18 protein-coding genes and 2 riboswitches are annotated in these 16966 nt (G+C 49.9%); of the genes, 11 read left to right on the forward strand and 7 right to left on the reverse strand.

All coding sequences use genetic code 11. The features are described 5' to 3' along the window. Positions 1–6 precede the first annotated feature (6 nt). The 4 genes from A3842_RS20800 to A3842_RS20815 form a co-directional block, all read right to left on the reverse strand. Complete coding sequence (locus tag A3842_RS20800; RefSeq protein WP_074102600.1) at positions 7–675, reverse strand: GNAT family acetyltransferase; 669 nt, start codon at positions 673–675, stop codon at positions 7–9. Positions 676–720: 45 nt separating this feature from the next. Beyond that, positions 721–1389: a GNAT family N-acetyltransferase gene (locus A3842_RS20805; protein ID WP_074102601.1), complete on the reverse strand. Its 669-nt coding sequence runs from the start codon at positions 1387–1389 to the stop codon at positions 721–723. Positions 1390–1404: 15 nt separating this feature from the next. Beyond that, on the reverse strand, positions 1405–2262 hold the full coding sequence (locus A3842_RS20810) for a carbon-nitrogen hydrolase family protein (protein ID WP_074102602.1): 858 nt from the start codon (positions 2260–2262) through the stop codon (positions 1405–1407). A gap of 228 nt (positions 2263–2490) precedes the next feature. Next, complete coding sequence (locus A3842_RS20815; protein WP_074102603.1) at positions 2491–3678, reverse strand: beta propeller repeat protein; 1188 nt, start codon at positions 3676–3678, stop codon at positions 2491–2493. A gap of 254 nt (positions 3679–3932) precedes the next feature. Here A3842_RS20815 and A3842_RS20820 point away from each other — a divergent pair, with 254 nt between their 5' ends. From A3842_RS20820 to A3842_RS20830, 3 genes are all read left to right on the forward strand, one after another. Next, on the forward strand, positions 3933–6005 hold the full coding sequence (locus A3842_RS20820; protein ID WP_074102604.1) for a transglycosylase domain-containing protein: 2073 nt from the start codon (positions 3933–3935) through the stop codon (positions 6003–6005). A gap of 100 nt (positions 6006–6105) precedes the next feature. Beyond that, positions 6106–6795 carry a DNA-3-methyladenine glycosylase gene (locus A3842_RS20825; protein ID WP_083606981.1) on the forward strand — a complete coding sequence of 230 codons (690 nt, stop codon included), beginning with the start codon at positions 6106–6108 and terminating at the stop codon, positions 6793–6795. A 226-nt stretch (positions 6796–7021) separates the two neighbouring features. Next, positions 7022–7495 (forward strand): AbrB/MazE/SpoVT family DNA-binding domain-containing protein, encoded by a 474-nt coding sequence (locus tag A3842_RS20830; protein ID WP_074086972.1) that lies wholly within the window; start codon positions 7022–7024, stop codon positions 7493–7495. A 128-nt stretch (positions 7496–7623) separates the two neighbouring features. On the opposite strand, the gene A3842_RS20835 is transcribed toward A3842_RS20830, so the two are convergent. Next, entirely contained in the window at positions 7624–8130 is a 507-nt protein-coding gene (locus A3842_RS20835; RefSeq protein WP_074086971.1) for a YwhD family protein, read from the reverse strand. A gap of 113 nt (positions 8131–8243) precedes the next feature. Between A3842_RS20835 and A3842_RS20840 the strand changes: the two genes are divergently transcribed. The 6 genes from A3842_RS20840 to A3842_RS20865 all read left to right on the forward strand — a co-directional run bounded on the left by A3842_RS20840 (position 8244) and on the right by A3842_RS20865 (position 14135). Further along, positions 8244–10250, forward strand: a complete 2007-nt coding sequence (locus tag A3842_RS20840; RefSeq protein ID WP_074102605.1) for a M1 family metallopeptidase — start codon at positions 8244–8246, stop codon at positions 10248–10250. 11 nt (positions 10251–10261) lie between these two features. Next, positions 10262–11092, forward strand: a complete 831-nt coding sequence (locus A3842_RS20845; protein WP_083609673.1) for a hypothetical protein — start codon at positions 10262–10264, stop codon at positions 11090–11092. 220 nt (positions 11093–11312) lie between these two features. Next, a riboswitch (cyclic di-AMP (ydaO/yuaA leader) is annotated at positions 11313–11451 on the forward strand. 57 nt (positions 11452–11508) lie between these two features. Further along, positions 11509–11937, forward strand: coding sequence for a C40 family peptidase (locus tag A3842_RS20850; protein ID WP_074086996.1), 429 nt, complete (start codon positions 11509–11511; stop codon positions 11935–11937). A 386-nt stretch (positions 11938–12323) separates the two neighbouring features. After that, a riboswitch (cyclic di-AMP (ydaO/yuaA leader) is annotated at positions 12324–12467 on the forward strand. A 5-nt stretch (positions 12468–12472) separates the two neighbouring features. Next, complete coding sequence (locus A3842_RS20855; protein WP_074086969.1) at positions 12473–12964, forward strand: C40 family peptidase; 492 nt, start codon at positions 12473–12475, stop codon at positions 12962–12964. A gap of 230 nt (positions 12965–13194) precedes the next feature. Further along, positions 13195–13680 carry a GNAT family N-acetyltransferase gene (locus A3842_RS20860; protein WP_074086968.1) on the forward strand — a complete coding sequence of 162 codons (486 nt, stop codon included), beginning with the start codon at positions 13195–13197 and terminating at the stop codon, positions 13678–13680. A 95-nt stretch (positions 13681–13775) separates the two neighbouring features. Next, positions 13776–14135 carry a c-type cytochrome gene (locus A3842_RS20865; protein ID WP_074102613.1) on the forward strand — a complete coding sequence of 120 codons (360 nt, stop codon included), beginning with the start codon at positions 13776–13778 and terminating at the stop codon, positions 14133–14135. A gap of 129 nt (positions 14136–14264) precedes the next feature. Here the strand turns inward: A3842_RS20865 and A3842_RS20870 are convergent, their stop codons facing one another. Together A3842_RS20870 and A3842_RS20875 are read right to left on the reverse strand one after the other, a co-directional pair. Beyond that, a complete protein-coding gene (locus A3842_RS20870; protein WP_074086967.1) occupies positions 14265–14552 on the reverse strand; it encodes a 4a-hydroxytetrahydrobiopterin dehydratase in 288 nt (95 codons plus the stop codon). Positions 14553–14784: 232 nt separating this feature from the next. After that, positions 14785–15078, reverse strand: coding sequence for a hypothetical protein (locus A3842_RS20875; RefSeq protein ID WP_074086994.1), 294 nt, complete (start codon positions 15076–15078; stop codon positions 14785–14787). Positions 15079–15282: 204 nt separating this feature from the next. Between A3842_RS20875 and motA the strand changes: the two genes are divergently transcribed. Together motA and motB are read left to right on the forward strand one after the other, a co-directional pair. After that, a complete protein-coding gene (gene motA / locus A3842_RS20880) occupies positions 15283–16083 on the forward strand; it encodes a flagellar motor stator protein MotA (RefSeq protein ID WP_074086966.1) in 801 nt (266 codons plus the stop codon). Then, entirely contained in the window at positions 16067–16882 is an 816-nt protein-coding gene (gene motB, locus A3842_RS20885) for a flagellar motor protein MotB (RefSeq protein ID WP_074086965.1), read from the forward strand. Before motA ends, motB begins: the two co-directional genes overlap by 17 nt. The last annotated feature ends 84 nt before the right edge of the window (positions 16883–16966 follow it).

Raw genomic sequence — 16966 nt, forward strand, 5'->3', positions numbered from 1 at the left:
CCAGGGTCACAAAGGCAGCAGCGACACCGTATCCCTGCTCTTCAGCCCCTCTACCATAGACGTCCAGGCTTCCGGCTTATCGACAAGTACTGCATAATAACGGGTCAGAAAGTCCGCAATCAAAGAAGCCTTGACCTGCCCCAAATCCTCATTCCCGGGCATAAAGCACAGGTCAAGACCCGACACCGCCTCCCCGTCACCCTGCCAGGAGGGATGAACGTATGGGAAATCCATCCGCTTGTATCCCAGATGCGACAGGACCTCCCTGCGGACAAACGGGTCCATAGGCTTGATGCCCCCAAATGCATACTCCACCCGGTAAGGATCGTAAATCTCGGCAAACATGCCAAATAGCTCTTTACCATTGCCTGCTGCCAGCTTCTTCAAGTCTTTCAGGCGGCTCTGAGCCAGAAAGCGCCCTATCCCCAGGCCCTCCCGGCCAATGATAGTGAAATCGGTCATCGCCACATTCCAGTCGGTGTAGTAGCGGTATTCCGTAGTGCCCACAACAGCGCCATCATGCACAGCAGCAAATACACGGATGCCGGGATCTTCCAGAGGTTCCTTCCACAAGCTGAATTCAAGAACTTCCTCAGGGGGAAACACTTCTGACAGCAGATGATGTACTTGTCTGAACAAAGGATCCGCGACACTCGTAATTCTTGTATATTCCATACTCAAGGATTTCCTCCGATTCTGATAAAGATGTTTCCTTACTTATTATAGAAAAGGATTACGCCACTCCATGAGCGCAGCGTAGTTGCCCGACTCTTCATCTTTCAGGTAATCAGCCACCACTCCCACCGGGGACCGCCCGCAGCGCAGCAGAAAGGTGAGCACCGGATCAGACCATTTGCCTGCTGTCACTCCTTCCAAATACTCCTCCGCAGACATCCTGGAGGCTTGAAGATGATAGCCTGGCATACGGCCCGCTCCCAGCAGCCGCTCCAGCCTCTGCTCCACCACAACATGATACAGCGACTGTACCAGCTCTTTGCCCAGCCCCAGATTGCGGTGTTTGGGGCGGACGCACAGATCGGCAATATAGAGCGTGTTCCCGCCCGGCTGGTGGGTAGTAATATATCCATCTGCTGTAACCTCTGACCAGGTATGATGGAGCGCCGGGACCTCAGCGTCAAAATGAATTTTCAGTCCGGTTACCGACCCTGCCAGTTCCCCGTTCACCTCCACACATAGCGCCCCCTCCGGAAAAAGCGTCACATGATTCAACAGCTGCTCCCGGTTCCACCATAGTTCAGCAGGGTAGGGAGGCGGAAAGGCTTCGGACTGAATGGTAATCAGCTCCGCAAAATCGGCTTCCGTGTAGCTGCGGAGCACCGCAGGCACTGGGATTTTACCGTCGAAAGCGTAAAAGCTCTTGTTATACATGCCTCTTCGTCCTCCTTACGTCCAGTCCGTATACAGATCCGTTCGGCGGTCCCGCCAAGTGGTCACCGACCCGCGTTCACGAACCCTGTAGAGCAGCTCTAGATCCAGATCGGCGGTGATAATCATATCATCGTTAATTTCACCCTCGGCCAACAGACCCCTGGGAGGAAACGGAATATCATTGGGCGTTATCACCGCAGCCTGGCCAAAGTTCGCCCGCATCAGGTCTACGGTAGGCAGCGAGCCTACGGTGCCTGTCAGCACGACATAGATTTGATTTTCAATGGCACGGGCATGACTGGTGTATCTTACCCGGTGAAAACCATGGCGGTCATCCGTGCAGGAAGGGCAAAAGATGACATCCGCACCCTTGGCACGGGCCATGCGCACAATCTCCGGAAATTCGATATCGTAGCAGGTCAGCATGGCGATGGTTCCTTTATCCGTCTGGAACACCTCCAACCCTTCCCCCGCGCCCATATTCCAGCCCTCGACTTCAGCCGGTGTGATGTGCAGCTTCGCCTGCTCGGCAATTCTTCCATCCGGATAAAAGAGATGCGCCACATTATAGAGCTTGTCGTTTCTACGTAGCACATGGGTCCCGCCAATGATATGCACAGCATATTTCTGGGCATACCCGCAGAACATCTCCCGGTAACGGTCCGTAAATTGCGGCAGATCTTCTATGCTAAGGGCATTCCCCCGTTCATCGCCAATGGACATCAACTGTGTCGTCAAAAATTCGGGGAACAGGATGAACTCGGTGCCGAACTCCTCAGCCGTTTTTATATAATGCTCGCACTGGGCGGCAAACTCCTCAAAGGAGGATATGGTAGATAAATGATATTGTATGGCAGATACGCGAATGGACACAGCCGCAGTCCTCCTAAGCATGGAATAGGGTTCATTCCTAAAGTATCTAAAATTTTACCATATTGGTTCGCAAAATCACACCTGAAGCCCATGCTGCGCCTCTGTGCCTTGTTGTTTTATCCGGTTGGCTGCACGCAAAAAAGCAGCTCCGATGATGGAGCCGCTCCTGCCTGTTCAGTACGGGCCGATCTCTTACGTCACTTTATTCCAATGGATATGCATCTCAGCTTATTGCCCGGTCCCCTTAAAAACGAATTTCAACTTCCATGTCGATCCGCCGTCACCGGTGCTGTATAAGGAGGAAGTATTCTGCCCGCGGACAGCCATCCATCCTTCCTTAAGACCTGTGAAGGAGATCATCCCCTCATAGCCAGGAATAGCCGGAAGATTAGTCCACGCCTTGCCGCCTTTATAGGAACGGCCTACGGCTACTTTTTCGCCGGCAGGCGAGAAGCCGACCAGAAAGGCAGCGCTGCTGCCTATAAGCTGCATATTACCCGGCTTGCCGGAGGCAGGTCCGGACCGAAGCTGTGCCGCCCCGCTGCCTGGTGCAGGTCCGCCCCCGGCAGAATCCTGGGCAATCACACGTTTCCAGCTTCCGCCCTTATTGCTGCTGGCATAGAGTGAGTATGAGGTCTGCGACATCCCTGTTCCGCCATACAGCAAAGCGTACACCTGATCACCGCTCGCATAGATTCTCCCGGACTCAGGATAAGCAAAAGCCGATTGCAGTGAGAGAGACCAAGTGGAACCGCCATTCGAAGTCTTCATGACACGGTAGCCGGCCCCCGGTGCTATCACAAGTGCATAACCCTTGTCACGGCTGGTAAATTCCGCGCTGCGTGTGTTGGCCGGAGTGCGGATCAGACTCCAGGTACGTCCTCCGTCTGTGGTGTAGGAGGTAGCATTCCGGCTGTAGCCGAAGCCCCGCTTACTATCCTTAAAGTCAATTCTTTCAAAATCCGTTGCCGTATTCCCTATCCGGGTCCAGGTAGAACCGCCATTCGTGGTGGCAATGAGGTAGGTTGCCGCTGTATCCTTCACGGAAGCCAATGCCCAGCCCTGGACATTATTTGGAAAGTCAATCTGCCTGAAGTTCCACTGCCCTTGGTAAATCTCCTGAAAATGACAGCCCCCGTCCGAGGTTCCAATCATAAAGCCGCTACCCGCTGCCCTTCCTGTATCGGCACTCAGAAATTGCAGATCCGAGAAACTCAGCGGGGTTTCTTCTGATGCAGCATGCCGTGCTTGCAGTTCTTTCAGCAATCCATGATCACCGGTGCCACAAGCCGGTACAGCTGTTGCCGCAGAGGCTGCCTGTGATGGAGAAGCGTGCATTCCCCAAGCAGAAACCGCCACCAGAACTGCGGACAGGAGAGTCAGCTTCCCCTGATGCAGCATTTTATTCCAATTCATAATGACACCTCCTGAACGATTTGTCGTCTCTAATAGATACTACTTGACACTACTCTGTTATACTGTCCAATCTCTCTTCTTTCTACCTGGATAAAGTCACAAAATGAAAACAATTTGGTTACCACCTTATTCTGTATTGCAGAAAACGTTGTTCTTTTCGGAAAAGCCCTTATAGCCTTATGAATATCCAAGCTCTTCCTTTCCCATAATGAGAATTGACAAGTTGTACGCAAAAAAGGAAGGAGCCCGATGCCATGCCGCGCGAACCTGCAACACCTCCAAAACCTAAACACCGCCTCCGCCGGCTGTTCCGGCTGTTGGCTGTGATGAGCGTGCTATTTGTGCTGGCAGCCTGCGCGCTGCTGGGTTACCTGTATCAAAAGGATCTTCCACCGATCGCTGACGATATCCGCTCCAAGCTGCTCGACTCCCGGGGGAATGTGCTGACTACCTTTACCACAGACGGCCGAAGCCGGGATCCCGTAAGACTCAGTCAAATTTCGCCGCTCCTTATTCAGGCTACTCTCGCTGTGGAGGACCGTAAATTCTACGATCACTCCGGCTTTGATATAAGAGGCATGGGACGCGCTGTTCTTGCCAACCTGGAGTCCGGGGACCGCACGCAGGGGGCGAGTACCTTAACCCAGCAGCTTGCTCGTAATCTATACCTGACCCATGAGAAGACCTGGACGCGCAAGGCGAAAGAAGCCCTCTACACGATGCAGCTTGAAATGAAATACAGCAAAAATGAAATTCTGAATATGTATCTGAACCAGATTTATTATGGCCATGGTGCCTATGGGATCGAAGCCGCCTCAAGGATGTATTTCGGTAAAGCAGCCGCAGATCTCGATCTGGCGGAAAGTGCTCTGCTTGCCGGAATTCCAAAAGGCCCGACCTATTATTCTCCCTACACCCATATGGACAATGCCAAGAAACGACAGCGGATTATTCTGGCCGCGATGACGGAAATGGGCGATATTACGGAGGCACAGGCGACGTCCGCCAGACTGGAGACTTTAAGCTTCAAACCACAGGGTGAAAAGGATACCCTCGTCGCTGCACCTTACTTCCGCGATTATGTCCGCAGCCTGGCCATTGACTCCCTGCACATTAGCAGCGAAGAACTGGATCAGGGCGGTCTGAACGTATATACGACCCTCGACCCTGATATGCAGCAGGCGGCTGAAGAGGCTGTGGACAAAGGGATGGATTCCGCCAGTGACCTGGAGACTGCACTTGTGTCCATCGATCCCCGGACGGGTTATATCAAAGCCATGGTCGGAGGCAAAAATTACCGCACCAATCAGTTTAACCATGCATTGGCTACTACCCGGCAGCCCGGGTCTTCTTTTAAGCCCATTATGTATTTAACCGCACTGTCTTCCAAAACAATGACGGGACTATCCGTATTTAACAGCCAGCCCACGCTGTTCCATTATGATCATGACCGCAAGACCTATCAGCCCAAAAATTTCGGTGACAAGTACCTGGGAGAAATCAACATGCGCCAAGCCATTGCTGCCTCCGACAATATTTATGCGGTGAACACGATTATGAAAGTAGGCGCGGATAAAGTGGCTGCAATGGCAGCTAAAATGGGGGTCGACAGTCCGCTGCAGCAAGTGCCTTCTCTGGCCCTGGGCACTTCGCCAGTGAGCCCGCTGGAGATGGCGTCAGCCTTTGCTGTGATAGGCGGAGGCGGAGTAAAGCTTCCGGCCACGGCAATTCTGAAGATTACCGATGCCAATGGAAATCTTCTATATGAGGCTCCCCGGAAGCAAGGAGAGAAGGTCGTAGAACCGGCAGCAGCGTATGTGCTGACCCGGCTAATGGAAGGCGTATTTGAGAGCGGAGGAACAGGCAACCGTGTGGCGTCCATTATTAAGCGTCCGGTTGCCGGAAAAACCGGCACTACCGACACCGATGGCTGGATGGTCGGCTTCACGCCAGAGCTGTCAACAGCCGTCTGGGTCGGCTATGACAAAGGGCGTAATATTGCTACATCAGACGGGCGGCGTGCCGCCCCCATTTTCGCCCAGTTTACAGAAAAGGCACTGGCCAACGTACCGCCTAAAATCTTTCCGATTCCTGACGGGGTCGTCAGTGTGTATATTAATCCTGAATCTGGTAAGCTCGCTACCTCTGAATGTCCCGAAAAGGAATTAGAAACCTTCATCAGCGGCACGGAGCCTACAGAATACTGTGATCAGCACGGTGCAGGCGGTTCCGCGGATCCTCAGGACGGAAAAGTTGTTCCACCTGCTGCGGACACCAAGGATGATCACTCCCTATGGAACGACATCAAACGCTGGTGGATGAATTGATCCCGGTTGCTCAGCTGCCGTTCCTGCGGTACGATGGGACCAATCATCGAAGAGGGCGCTAATGAATAGCCTGATTCGGCTAGAGAGGTGTCATTGATCTATGGAACGTAAGGATAACGCTGGTGACAGGGAGGCACTGTCTTCCAGAAAACTCTTGTCCCCGCATATCTATACACTTACGGCGCTCCAGGCTGCACCGCTTCTTTTGGGACAGCATGTGGTCCGGCGGACGGAGGACGGGGAGATCCGCTGCCGGATCGTCGAGACTGAGAGTTATGGCGGTTCAGAAGATAAGGGAAGCCACGCTTACGGCGGACGCCGCACGGCGCGTACTGAGGTCATGTTCAGAACCGGCGGAGTTGCTTACGTGTATCTCATTTACGGTATGTACAACTGCGTAAATGTAGTAACGGCCGCCAAGGATGATCCGCATGCCGTGCTGATTCGTGCGGTCGAGCCGCTGACTGGCTATGATGAGGGGCAGATGGCGGCCTATCGTGGCATTACGGTCAAGAAGCCATCGGACCTCTCCGGCGGTCCGGGGAAGTTGTGCCGGGCACTTCGTATAGATAAGAGTCTGAACGGATGTCCGTTGAATGATCCTGCGGGGCCACTGTGGCTGGAGCAGGGTGACTTGCCTGATGCCCTGGATATTGTACAAGCACCACGAATCAATATTTCTTATGCCGAAGAATACGCCCAGCTTCCCTGGCGGTTCTACCTCAGAGGCAACCCTTACGTCAGTGTCTTAGATAGACAGGCTCAGCCGTTTCGTCTCCCAAAAGTTTGATAAGGCTGTTTCGGTCACCCGGAATTGGGTAAAAAACAAAAGAACCCTAATTCATCTCTCCTTTCGGACTTCCCGAATGGAGAGATTTTTAAATCCACGGAAAAACTTTCCTGATTTTTACAAAAAAATCTAATATGAATGCGCTTTCCCCGTTCTCATAACTTACAATTACTGCTATAATCGTAGATATCCACAAAAAATTAAAGATGTAAATGAGGGACATGGGATGAAAGATACAGGCATGATCCGGAGTTTAGACAGTCTTGGCAGAATTGTGGTTCCCGTAGAAATCCGCATGACTCGCAATATTGACATTGGGGATCCTATCGAATTTTTTATTTTGGATGATGAAATCATCGTACTCAGAAAGTACACCTCAACGGAATGCACGTTCTGCAGAAGCCTTGACCATGTGACCTACTATAAAGACCAGTTCATTTGCAACAGCTGTCTGAAAGAGCTCGGCAATCCAGAACGGACAGCCGATGACAACCTTCAGCCGCAGAGCGCCGCAGACTTTAATCCTGAACCCATCCGCGGGGGGCGGCGGACTAAGACAGAGGAAATGAGCCAGCGCCTGGAGAAGGCTATACAGGATCATCCCTATGCCAATCAGAAGGAGCTCGCAGAGGTGCTTGGCATCAGCCAAGCCCGTGTTAGCCAGCTCAAGCGCAAGCTCAACCTGCTCAGTAGATCATAGGATCAATGCTATACCCGGCATCCTGCGCTTTCATACACAATTCAAACAGCCAGGCTCTCCTGAATTGGAGGGCTTGGCTGTTTTTGGGAAACGCAATTTATTGGTCCTCATAAAGACTGGTGTTCATCTTATTCCGACAATGCTGCCTTTAACTCCTCGGTCGATGCGTCCCACCATTCTGCATTATGGGCAATCAGCAGTGACTTTAGGGCTGCTTTGTCAGCTGCTCCAATCCCCTCCAGAATCACTCTGCGCTTCAACGCGGAATCCAGCTTGTTCACATGATCAGCAAGAATTTTCCACCCCCGGCGGGCTTCAGTATCTATCCACATCTCACAGGCAGTAATCCCCCCGTAAGACTGGCCTTCCGGGGTACGGTCCACAGCTACCCAGACCACCCATACCTGTCTTCCGTCAGGTACATCCTCACGGTTCGGGCTGAATTTAATCCCCTTCTCCACTTTGCTCTTGGCATGCATGGCACCGATATCGATAACGGCCTCACCGCCGTCAATAATAACCGGCGATACATTGTTCAAATCGATGGAACCTGCTCCGAAGCCTTTATGCTTGCTCTTGGCATTTACGATATTCAGAGCCATCGGTTTTTTACCCTCTGGTTGGTTGTTATCCACAAGTGCACATCCTTCCCTCTAATAGAACGTGAATATAATTTAATTTTAGCTAATAATACGCCGAATGCAAACATATACATCCCGTAGATGCTTGTCACGGGAGGAATCACAGTATGAAGCCACGGTCATTAAGGTACAACCTCATCTTTGCGGCCTTTGCCGCCTTCGCCCTAGGAGGTGGAATTTGGGCGTTATCAGGGCACAACCCCGATGTTCTGACAGCTGCCGCACCAAAAGAGGCCAAGTCCCCTGTAGCTGCACAGATCAAAGCTCCGCAACCCGTTCTCCCGGAGAGTAAGCCGCTCCCCGTCTCAGAGGCGCTAAGCGAGCGGGTGGTCGAATATCATATTGACGCGCAGCTAATCCCCTCTACCGGGTCATTAAGGGCTTCCGAAACGGTGACCTGGACCCATCCCGGCCAAAAACCGGTACAAGACCTCTACTTCCATCTTTATCCGAATGCTTTTGCTTCTGAAGATACCACCTTTATGAAAGAATCCGGAGGAACACTACGCGGGGATAGAATGCCAGCGAATGGTTACGGCAGCATGACTTTGACCGATCTACGGACCTCTGACGGTGTCTCACTCATGCAGCGTCTGCAGTATGCCCAGCCTGACGATGGCAATGTGAATGACAGGACCCTGGTGAAGGTTCATCTTCCTCAACCCGTGAACGGAGGGGAAAGTGTTACGCTCAGGCTGAAGTATGAGGTCAAGCTGCCTAAAATATTCGCCCGCATGGGAATTTCAGGTGACTTTGTAATGGCTGGACAATGGTTTCCCAAGCTTAGTGTGTATGAGCCTGCTGGCACCCGGGGGGCAAAACAGGAAGGCTGGAATCTGCATCAGTACCACGGTACCTCCGAGTTCTACAGTGATTTTGGGATCTACAGTGTAACCCTTTCCGTGCCCTCCAATTATACAGTCGCAGCGACCGGCTTCCCGGTGAAGACCGCAAGGCTGAAGCAGGGCCAGAAGATTTACCAGTTCTACGCCGATGATGTTCATGATTTCGCCTGGGCGGCCTCTCCCGACTTTGCAGTTGCCGAGGAAGCCTTCTCTGCACCTGGCGTGCCCGGGGTAAGGATTAAGCTCTATCTAGACCCGTTGCATAAGGGTTTACAGGAGCGTTATTTTCAGGCGGCCAAAGCTGCTCTAAGCGCCTTCAGCAAATGGTACGGTTCTTATCCCTACTCCACACTATCTATCGTCGTTCCGCCAAAGGCGGGGAATGGCGCAGGCGGGATGGAGTACCCTACTCTCATCACTGCCTTCGGCGCAGCCGGAGATGCTCCAGGTACCCAGCTTGAACGTACGGTCATCCATGAAATCGGGCATCAGTTTTTTTATGGCATGATAGCCAGCAATGAATTTGAGGAAGCCTGGCTGGATGAGAGCTTCACCTCTTATGCAGAAGACCGGCTGATGGAACAGGAATATGGTGTAACCTCCAACTCTGCACTTCAGGCCAGTCTGGTAACTTCATCACAGCCGCTCAAACTGGAGACCTGGAAATACACCGGAGATGATGCCTATACACGTAACGTATACATCCGGGGCAAACTGGTCCTCAAAGACATTGAGCAGCAAGTGGGAACCAAAACGATGGATGCCATCATGGCCGCCTATGCCCGCAAATACCGTTTCCAGCATCCTACCACAGCTGATTTTCAAAAGACCGTAGAAAAAGTAACCAAAAAATCGTGGCAGGCGTATTTCGATCAATATGTTTACAGTGGCGGCGCTCCTGATTTTTCCATAGATAACATTATCAACACCTTTCACAAAGGGAGCGATATAGATAGCCTTCGTTATGATTCATCAGTCGCCGTGAGCAACAAAGGCAGTCAGTATGGGGATGTGCCAGTAAAGTTCACCTTTTCGGATGGATACACCGTTCAACGGTATTGGAATGGAAAAGACAAGCAAACTACCTTTCAGCTGTCCTACAAAGCGCCGCTGATATCGGCAGAGATTGATCCCGAGCACTCCATCCTGCTGGAGAATAAGCATCTGAATAATTTCAGACTCGCGGAACTGGAACCTGACACGCTCTCACGATGGACGCTTAGCATGACCAACCTGATTGAAAATCTGCTCGGAACTCTTGTCTGGTGAGGTGAAGGATTGTGAAAAGATCGATATCCCGCGGCTGGCACAGCATGAAAGAGCAATTTTATATACTGATTCTGTTGTTTATCTACCGGCTGTTCTGGGGCTATTTCATGTACAAGTTCGTTAAAAGCGCCGTAGTCCCGGTACTGCTGCGTTACCCCGATCAGGATGCGGGCGGCAGCGGGATAGGCAGGCTGCTGTATTATGTGGAGGGCCAGCTCGCACTGGGTTCCGATTCCGGTGTTCAGCACTGGCTTTGGATGCTGCTGGCGCTAAGCGCATTCAGACTGCTGCTCTCCCCATTCATCCGCGCAGGACTGCTCCATGAGCTCCATCAGGAGCGTAAGGGGGAGCGCGGGATGTTCTTTTTTCCGGGGATGCGTCTGTATGGGCTTCCGGTGATGCTGTTCAGTCTTGCAGAATGGGTGCTTACAGCCCTGCCGCTGTATTGGCTTCTTCCCAAAATGTACAGACTGCTGTTAAGCGGAATTCTGGATTATAAGCTATTGCTGAAACTGGTGCCTTACATTCTGGCCTGGCTGCTATATCTGTTCTTCATCCGAAAAGTACTGCTGTACATGCAGTTCGGGTATACGGGTGGTACAGGCACTTTCTCTTCTCTCTTGGTGTGTCTGAAGGTGATCCTTCCTTCTGCGGGATTATCTTTTGTGATGGGAGCAGGGAGTTTGATCATGATGCTTGCTTGCGGAGCGGCATCGATCTTTTGTCCGGGGATGCCGGCACTTCTGCTTCGGCAGTTCTCCCCCCTTCCCAATACACTGTTCAAAATGTGGGGAATCGCCGCTCAATACCACCTTTGGTCCAGTAAATCATTTCCACAATAATTAAGCCGCTCAGCCGGCATAATAAAAGAGTCGCTGCTCCTTGAGGGAGCGGGACTCTTTTTTGGATTACAAACTGAATAAGAGTATTTGCAAAACTGTAAATCCTCTGGTACAATGGTGCCTGTACTACTAGTAACAAATTTGTAATCTCTAAGATGCAACACATTCAAACACATTAACATTCCAAGCGTTTACTAATTGTCGACACGTCGCTCTTCTGGTGCATAAAACGCCAAATTCCCTGCACCGGGAAGCGGGGGAACCATATTTTGGGTGAATTGACCTCGCTTTAGAGGGGTCATAGGGGAACCTTCTACCGAATCCTTAAGCTAACCTCGCAGGCCTTGGAAGGAGTACATCTTTTGAGAAGTCAGAATTTTAAGAAGAAATGTACCGCAGCCGCACTTGCACTAGTGATGGTATTCACAATCGGAGCTGGTAGCGCTTTCGCCGATTCCAAGATGGATACCGTTATCGCAAAAACCATCGGAACCACCTATAAATTCGGAGGCACTAGCACAAGCGGCTTCGATTGCTCCGGCTTTACCTCGTATGTTTTTAAAAATGTCGGGCTTACCCTGCCGCGCACGTCCAAGGCTCAATTCAGCGTTGGAACTTCCGTATCACGGAACAACCTGCGTTCAGGTGACCTGGTATTCTTCAATACCTTTGGGTCGGGAGTTTCCCATGTCGGCATTTATGTCGGTGGAGGCAGATTCGCACAATCTTCCAGCTCACGCGGTGTAACCATAACTTCGCTGAGTCAAGCTTACTGGGCCAACCGCTACGTTGGCGCTAAACGAGTGATGAGCACTACAGCCTACAAAACTGTTGCCTACGATTAATTGAAGCTTGATCCCCTCACATTACACCTTTACAACTAAATGTAATTTATACGAGCCCGGAGCTGATTATTGCCGTAATCATTTTCCGGGTTTTCCCTTTTCCTTATTCTCCCTTTTACACACTTTTTAGAGTTTCGAAACACCTTTTTGATAAAAACCCCATTAAGATCTTCCATGCAGCTGACTTACGGCGTAAAGAACTCGCGTAAATCAAGCCCTTTTCTCTTAAAAGGCTCAAAAAATATGTATTAATATGCTTTAAGTGATTGCCAAGTGCTTCTGTCTTTGTTACAATTATCGCAGTGAGTTGATAGTAACATTTTTGTAATTATTCAAACCTGATTTACAAAGGTTTTGTCATTGTTTTGATCCGTAAGCTAATCTAATCAACAGTGGTGCCGAGTTCCTTATTCAATTAGGGAAACGGGGGAACCGATTTTGGGTGAATTGACCTCCTATTTACAGAGGGGTCATAGGGGACCTTCAACCGAACCCTTAAGCTAACCTCGTAGGCATTTGGAAGGGGTATTTACTTTTGAAGAAGAAGCTAGCAGCAGCACTACTCAGCTTTTCGATCATTCTTACCATCGGAGCAGGAAGCGCTTTCGCAGACTCTAAAATGGATCAGGTTATCGACAAAGCCGTCGGCACTAAATACGTATCGGGCGGAATTTCGACTAACGGGTTTGATTGCTCCGGATTTACCATGTATGTGTTTGATAAGATAGGAATTAACCTTCCTCACCAGTCCGGTTCCCAGTACCAGATGGGCACTGCCGTATCCCGCGATAACATTAGACCGGGAGATCTCGTATTCTTCAATACAACCGGTAAAGGGGTATCTCATGTCGGCATTTATGTCGGTGAAGGCAAGTTCGCACACGCTTCTTCCAAGCGTGGTGTAACCATCAGCTCGCTGGGTGACAGCTACTACGTCAACCGCTACGTTGGCGCCAAACGAATCATGAGCACAGATGCTTTTCAAGCGGTAGCTTCCGATTCCCAAGATAATGACGATGTGCAATAAGCAGTAATTTTTATAACCGAACAGGCTCTTATCCAGGATTTTTGCCGAAATCTTGGAGGGGGCTTGTTTTTTTGTCTCTATAAAAATTATTTACCCTTCTCGTTATTTGCAAAACATAAAAAACCGCGATTTTTGTAATTTTCTAAAATATATTGTTTATGCGTCGAAATGGAACCGTTTTGTATATAATTATGATATAACGTTTTGTTCTGAAGGGAGGCGGATGGCGGATGATTAGTTCTCCGGTAACTTTTTACGTTGTCCCCATGGAAGTTAATCACGCTGCAGAAATTTGTGAATGGGTATACAAACCCCCGTACAACATTTATGGCTGGATGTCCTGGGAGCAAATGCAGGCTCTGGACATTGAGTTCGGTGATCCCCGGCTGCGGGGTGAGCAATACGTCTCGGTGGTGAACAGCCAAGGGTTCCTCTGTGGCTTTGCACAGCTATTCCCGATGGAAGGTGTAGTTCGGCTCGGAATTGGTATGCGGCCTGATCTATGCGGGCAAGGCATGGGCCATCTGTTCATGAGCGCCATCGTCAAGGCAGCCCTGGCACGATATCCGGAGCGCGAGATAGATCTGGAGGTGCTTACCTGGAACCAGAGAGCCATTCGTGCTTATCAAAAAAGTGGTTTTACGATTACGGATACATATGAACGCCGGACTCCAACGGGCGATAAGCTATTTTATTGTATGGTCTATGATAAATAGCACAAATCATTCGTTTTTTTGTCACAAACGCTATGATAACGCTTTACCTTCTTGTATAATGTAGGAAGCAGCTTACATGGAGGGGACGGATGCAGATGCAGAAATGGATCATGAGCGGTTTGTTTTTTGCCGCCTGTGCCTTTGCGGTAATCTTAATGTTCACCTTGCCCGGCAAAGCCGAAGTCGCCGAGGAGAACAAACCAACGATGCCGGAAGTGCAGATGGATGCGGCGAGCGCTGAGGCCACAGTAAAGAAGGCGAATTGCATCACCTGCCATGGTGACCAGCTTCAGGGCGGCGTAGGCCCTAGCCTCCAGCAGGAAGGCGGCAAGCATGCCGCCGGAGAGATTTTCACCATTGTCACCAAAGGCCGCGGACAGATGCCTTCTTTCAAGGATAAGCTGGCGCCTGAGGAGATCGCGAATGTAGCGATGTGGCTTGCGGAGAAGAAATAACCTTACTTCTTATCTCATCATATGGAACACAAAATGCCCGTGCACGGATCATATTGATCCTGTACCGGGCATTCTTTTATATAAGGGTTATGAATTTCCAATCTGATCGGCCTCATATGAGATAGATTCTTAACGGTTCTTCTCAAAAGCCTCATTAAATTCATGGGCCTGCCGGATATCGAGTGCTGTAAGGCCATCCTCCCCAAGGGTAGACAGACGCAGGACAACGGTTTTATAATCAACCGTAATATGCGGATGATGCTCGAATGCTTCCGATATGGCTGCAACCTCATCCACAAAGGCAATGCCTTTCATATATTCGTTGAACATGTATTTGCGCACCAGGGTACTCGGTTCCAGCTTCCATCCTTCCAGCTTACTCACCTGCTCCCGCAGCTCTTCCTCCGTAAATTGCAATGTTCTTCCTCCCTTACTAAATTAACAGCTTATTGCTCTTCTCCATTCGATGATACCTGATGCCTTAAACAAAACATCCCTCAGCTTATAAAAGTCCAAGGGATGCGCCAGGATGATGGCTATTTTTCGGTTTATTGTATTCGCAAACCCTGGCAAATAGTACTCCGCTCCATCAATTTTACCACGTGGCACAGGCTGCGGGCAAACCGGCCGCCTTAAGGTTGTCTGTTTTTTAGACCAGGAGGACTGAAGCCAGATCCTCTTCGCCCAGTAAAATATTTATCCGGTGTGTTTCTTTATCGTAGATTACAACGCCGCTGCCAACCTCGATCACCGGTTCATTGCCCAAGGCGTAGAACAAATCCTCAGCGAGTGCTTCCCATACCTCCGTCTTCGATTCCTGCGGGAGCTCCTGCCATTCATCGGGTTCCATCTCAAAAAATACATACCCGTCAGAAATTCTTCCTACCGCTTCTGTCAGTTCACTCAGAATATCACTGTAATCTCTTCCATGCTTCACACCCACGTCAATCACTCCGTTTTCTCCATAGATGAATAATAACCTGCCTTACTCATTATAGCCGAAAAAATGACTTCACAAAAAAGGGAATGCTGTCGATAAATAAGAATATACGTTATTGGTCAGACGCAGAGTGTCACACCGCTGGTCATGGATGATACACGCGGTATAGTCAGATCATATCTTAATTCTCATGGACGAGGTGCATAAATGGAAATTTCAACAATAATCGGTTTGATTTTTGGTCTGGTTACAATAGTATGGGGGATGTTTCTTAAAGGTGCACCGTTAACTGCCTTGGCAGCACCCGCTGCTTACGTAATTATCTTATTAGGTACAGCCGCATCTTTATTTATAGCTTTCCCGCTCTCGGAAATGAAGAAAATCCCGTCATTATTCAAGCTAATATTTGTTAAAAAGAAGATGGTCAGCAAATCGGAATTGATTACCATGTTCATGGAATGGGCCTCCATTACCCGTCGTGAAGGCTTACTCGCCCTGGAATCCAAGGTGGACGAAATTGAAGACAACTTCCTTCGAAACGGCATGCGGATGATTATCGACGGCAATGATCAGGAGTTTGTCCGTGATGTATTAATGGAAGATATCCACGCTACAGAGGATCGGCATAAAGCCGGAGCACTGATTTTCTCACAAGCAGGTATGTACGCACCAACGCTGGGCGTGCTCGGGGCCGTTATCGGGCTGATTGCCGCACTTTCGGATATGAGCGCAGTCGAAAAACTGGCTCACGCCATCGGGGGTGCCTTCATTGCCACCATAGTCGGTATCTTTACAGGTTATGTACTATGGCATCCGATTGCGACCAAGCTGAAGCGGCTCTCCAAAGGTGAAATTGAGATCAGGCTAATGATGGTAGAAGGGCTTCTATCTATCCAGTCCGGGGTGTCTACCATCGCCATCAATCAGAAGCTTTCCGTCTTCCTTACGCCTTCTGAACGCGAAAAACTAGCTAATAAGGAGGGGGCTTCGAGTGAGCAAAAAGACTAGACATGAGGAGCACGAAGAGCATGCCGATGAATCCTGGCTATTGCCCTATTCCGATCTGATGACCCTCCTGGTTGCCCTTTTCCTTGCTATGTACGCAATGAGTGCTACGGATGCCCAGAAATTTGAACAAATGGCCCAAGCCTTCAAATCCGTATTTAACGGCGGGTCCGGAGTTCTGGAATATAAGTCCGACGCTCCTACAAATACTCAAATGGATCAGGGTAAAGAAGAAAAAATGAACAATGTCATTGCCCCTAATACCGGCAAGGATGAAATTGCCAAATTGAAACAAAAAGAGCAAGAGGAGCTTGAGAAGCTGAAGAAGCAATTCGATCAGTATATCAAGAATAATGGTTTGACTGATTTGCTAAGCACCAAGCTGAATCAATCACAGTTAACCATCACCATTAGCGACAATGCTTTGTTCTCTTCCGGACAAGCCGTGGTAAAGGATGATTCCCGTCAGCTGGCGAAATCCATTTCTACGATGCTACAGCAATTTCCTGATTACGACGTACTGGTAGAGGGCCATACGGATAATATCCCAATCTCCAACAGTGAGTATCCTTCCAACTGGGATCTCAGTGTAGCCCGTGCGCTACAATTCATGAAGATCCTGCTGTTAAATCCCTATCTGGACCCGGTTAAGTTCAGTCCCATCGGATATGGAGAATATCATCCGATCGCTGACAACTCAACGGCTGAAGGCCGGGCAAAGAACCGCCGCGTAGAGGTCTCCATCCTCCGGAAGTATCTGGATGGGGCGCAGACTATAGATCCTGCTGCTACCGGAAAATAGAATCTTATATATTCAACAAGAGCTGTTCCGAAAGGTCTGGATAAGACCTTCAGAACAGCTCTTTATTGTTGATTCTATGTCCAA

The sequence above is a fragment of the Paenibacillus sp. P3E genome, assembly GCF_001909045.1.
GTDB classification, from domain to species: Bacteria; Bacillota; Bacilli; order Paenibacillales; family Paenibacillaceae; genus Paenibacillus_AQ; species Paenibacillus_AQ helianthi.